The organism is Candidatus Angelobacter sp. (assembly GCA_035607015.1).
Lineage (GTDB): Bacteria > Verrucomicrobiota > Verrucomicrobiia > Limisphaerales > AV2 > AV2.
Window position 1 is genome coordinate 1 of record DATNDF010000152.1, and the last position, 3781, is coordinate 3781.

General features: G+C 61.5%; 5 protein-coding genes. 1 reads left to right on the forward strand and 4 read right to left on the reverse strand.

Going from position 1 to position 3781, the window contains the following annotated elements:
- Window positions 1–925 (forward strand): RsmB/NOP family class I SAM-dependent RNA methyltransferase (locus VN887_06185; GenBank protein HXT39595.1); only part of this gene is annotated, 925 nt, incomplete at its 5' end.
- A 15-nt stretch (window positions 926–940) separates the two neighbouring features.
- On the opposite strand, the gene VN887_06190 is transcribed toward VN887_06185, so the two are convergent.
- The 4 genes from VN887_06190 to VN887_06205 form a co-directional block, all read right to left on the reverse strand.
- Window positions 941–1363 (reverse strand): hypothetical protein, encoded by a 423-nt coding sequence (locus VN887_06190; protein ID HXT39596.1) that lies wholly within the window; start codon window positions 1361–1363, stop codon window positions 941–943.
- A 12-nt stretch (window positions 1364–1375) separates the two neighbouring features.
- Window positions 1376–2422 carry a LacI family DNA-binding transcriptional regulator gene (locus VN887_06195; GenBank protein HXT39597.1) on the reverse strand — a complete coding sequence of 349 codons (1047 nt, stop codon included), beginning with the start codon at window positions 2420–2422 and terminating at the stop codon, window positions 1376–1378.
- Between the two features lie 9 nt (window positions 2423–2431).
- Complete coding sequence (locus VN887_06200; GenBank protein HXT39598.1) at window positions 2432–3316, reverse strand: NAD(+)/NADH kinase; 885 nt, start codon at window positions 3314–3316, stop codon at window positions 2432–2434.
- On the reverse strand, window positions 3300–3781 hold a 482-nt coding region (locus VN887_06205; protein ID HXT39599.1), incomplete at its 5' end, for an SAM-dependent methyltransferase. The genes VN887_06200 and VN887_06205, both read right to left, overlap by 17 nt.

The following is a 3781-nucleotide window of genomic DNA, read 5'->3' on the forward strand; positions in this document are numbered from 1 at the left end:
ACGCTTTCGGCATAATCCGTTTACGTTGCCGGAGGCGGCTCTTCGCGCAAAGGCGGTCCCGAAGTGGGCGGTGGACGAAATGGATTGTCCGCTGGAATGGTTGCGCTCGCTCCAACGCGAACCCAACGTCTGGTTGCGTGCGAGAGCAGGGCAGGGCAGGGCTCTGGCGAAAAAATTACGGGATGCAAGGACGGCGGCGTTGCCGGATGCGGTTCTTTACGGCGGGCGACAGGATTTGTTTCGGACGGAGGAATTCCAGGCCGGCGAATTTGAGTTGCAGGACATCAGTTCGCAGGTGGTCGGTGCGCTATGCAATCCAAAGCCGGGCGAAAGATGGTGGGACGTGTGCGCCGGAGAGGGTGGCAAGACGTTGCACCTGGCGGATCTGATGCAAAACCAAGGATCGCTGCTGGCCACCGACCGGGCCCGCTGGCGGTTGGACAGGCTCCGACAGCGGGCCGCACGAGCCGGTGTTTTTAACTATCGCGCGGCGTTTTGGGATGGAGGAGAGAGCCTGCCGGCCAACGTCCCGTTCGACGGAATACTGGTGGACGCCCCATGCAGCGGCGCGGGCACCTGGCAGCGGAATCCTCACGCGCGGTGGACGACCCGACGAGCGGACGTGAAGGAGTTGGGCGGGATTCAGACGGAATTGCTCACGCGCGCGGCCCTGGCAGTGAAGCCGGGTGGCAAGCTAGTTTACGCGGTATGCACAATGACGCGAGCGGAGACGGTTGAGGTGGCCGCGGCATTCCAGCGACAATGCCCGGCATTTGAACCGTTGCCCGTCGCCAACCCATTGACGCCAGATCAGACGGTGGCGCAATTGTGGCTCTGGCCCCAGCACACGCGCGGCAACGGCATGTTTGTCGCCGTCTGGCGGAATTCTTCCACGTCGTTCGGGGGTGACCGCGTGCGCCCTTGACCGCGCCACCACGCCTTACTTGGTGTCGGTGCGATACAGGTCGTCCGACCCCGGGAACCGACTATCTTCCCAGACCTTGTTGGGGCCGGCTGACCGGATCATGACAGCATCATGCGAGAAGTAGAACTGGATCGGTGTGCCCCACGTATCGACGATCTCGCCCTTGTCGTTTTTCTTTGCGCTGGCGGTGGCGTAGATGACCACCTTGCTACCCTCCGCCTGACCGGAGAGGGCCTTCGAGATTTCCGCGGTGGTTCCCGTCGGATAATGCTTGAAGAACTCCTTGTATTGCTGGAGCCCCTGGATCAGACGGTCCGCGTCAGTCTGGAATTCGGCGACCTTTGGATCCATCTGAATGCCGGATTTGCTCTTCAGATACAGGTATCCTCCCCCGAACACGAGAAGGATCACGACCAATGCAGCGATTACGTTTTTCATAGGGTTGGGTTTTCAGTTTTTATCGACCGGATTTGTTTGAGCACGGCCGGCGGTCGAAGGGACCGCCGTGCTCGCACGAACAACTGTTTCCGCAGAAAGACGCTTGGGTTCCGGGCGCTCGCCGCGCATGAGTTTGAGCATGGAATTCATGGCTGCGACGCCGAGGCGGAATTTTGGCTGACGCACCGTGGTGAGAGGCACACGAAAGTATTCACTGATAAGGACGTTGCCAAAACCGACCAGTGAAAGCTCTGTCGGGATCTTGATCCCCTGGTTCAAAAAGATCGTCGCCGCCCCGATCGCCACCAGATCATTCACGGCCTGCACCGCCGTGACATCAGGCCGCTCGTTCAACATTTGCAGGGCCGCCTTTTCGCCCTCTTCGATGGTCGCGCCGGCGTCGAAGACCAGTTTATCATCAACTTCAACGCCGGCTTCCCGGAGCGCCCGGCGATGGCCTTCCAGCCGTTCCTGTGCCCACGGCGAAACCTGGGGCCCGGCAAAATACCCAATACGCCGATGGCCGAGTTCCAGCAGGTGTTGAGTGGCCGCGTAGCTGGCCTGAATGTCGTCCGTCTCGACGTTGGGGAACTGGGTGCAGAATGGCGCGAGGTGGCCAAGAATGATCGTCGGTATCGCGCACCGTTGCAGCTCCTGGTAGATTGGCGCCTCCGGCGCGAGACGGTACACCGGCGAAATAAACAGACCATCGACACGCCGGGAGATCAGACGGCGGATCGCGGACTCTTCGCGCGACGGAATATTCAAAGTGTGGCTGAGAATCACTTCATAGCCGAGTTCATGCGCACGTTCCTCGATGGCCATGACGACGCGGGAGAAAATGGGGTTGGTCATCGCCGAAACGACCAGCCCGAACAACTTGGTCGTCCGGGTGCGAAGTCCCTGCGCCAGGGAGTCGGGCACGTAACCCATTTGCTGGGCGAGGACACGGACACGTGCCTTCGTGGCAACGGAGATGTCCGGCGCGTCGCGCATGACCTTTGACACGGTCATGATCGAAACGCCGGCGCGTTCCGCAATGTCTTTTAATCGAACCATGTTCGAGGCTTACACATTCGAGCCGCTCCAGTGCAGTTTTTGGCGCAACGTTTCAAAAAATGAAGCGCCGGTGAGCCGGACCAGACGCACCGCCCGCTGGCTGCGCCGGATGGTGACCGTGTCGCCGCCGGTGAGTTGCGTTTGAACCTGGCCATCGGCTGAAAGAATGCCATCCACGCGCGGGCTGAGCACCCTGACCTGGACGATCGAATTGAGTCCGACGATAACGGAGCGGTTGGACAGCGTGTGGGGACAGATGGGTGTGAGCGTAAAGACGTCGGCGTCGGGGTTTACGATCGCTCCACCTGCCGCGAGCGAGTAGGCTGTTGAACCCGTCGGGGAACTGACGATGATGCCGTCGCAGCGGTAGCGCGTCAAAACCGCGTCATCCACGCGCACCTCCAATTCGATCAGCCGCGGGACCGCGCCGCGGCTGACCACGAAATCGTTGAGCGCGACCTGTCGGATGGTCTTTTCCCTCGCGCGGGCGGTGGCTTCTATCAACGAGCGGGGTTCCCGAACAAAATCGCCAGCCCACACGCGCGACAGCGCCTGCGACAGTTGTTCCGAGGGGACCGCCGTCAGAAAACCAAGTCCGCCGACGTTGATGCCGAGGATCGGCGTGTCCGAACCGGCGACTTCGCGGGCCACGCGCAGCATGGTGCCATCGCCTCCGAACACCATCACCAATTCCGTTTCCCGAGCGAGGTGGCGCGCGTCGGAGCAGACCAGACCTTTCAGGTCGGCCAGCTGCGCCGTGGCTTTGTCGCAGGCCGCGACGCGCCCCGCGTCCGAGATCAACGCGGCAGCCTTTTGGACGGCGGCACGGCAGTTGATCTTTTCCGAGTTGGCGATGAGGCCAACGCGTTTGATTTTGTCAGCCAATTTTTTCAAGCAATGCCAGAAATTCTTTGTTACCCGCCGGACCCAGCAACGGCGATTCCGTCACGCCCAGCCAGCGGAGCGTTGCAACGGAACCGACGAATTCCTCCAATTCGCGCAGCACGCGCTCGTGAATACACGGATCGGTGATTACACCGGCGCCGCGGTCGGCTTCCGCTTTGCCCGCTTCGAATTGCGGTTTGACCAGGGGGATGAGTCTGCCACCGTTCCGCAGCAAGCCGGCGGCGGCCGGGAGAATCTTGCGCAGCGAGATGAAGGAGCAATCGACGGCCACCAGGTCCACCGGTGCGAATGGCTGAGGAAATCGCGCGGGCGCCAGATCGCGCGCGTTGGTCCTGTCCATGACGACCACGCGTGAATCCCGGCGCAGCTTCCAGGCGAGCTGACCGTGACCCACATCCACGGCGAAGACCTTTTTCACGTCGCGCTGCAACAGGCAGTCGGTGAAACCGCCGG

Coding starts and splice junctions, on each gene's coding strand:
- VN887_06195 (HXT39597.1), bottom strand. CDS start 2,422: ATGGTTCGATTAAAAGACATTGCGGAACGCGCCGGCGTTTCGATCATG.
- VN887_06190 (HXT39596.1), bottom strand. CDS start 1,363: ATGAAAAACGTAATCGCTGCATTGGTCGTGATCCTTCTCGTGTTCGGG.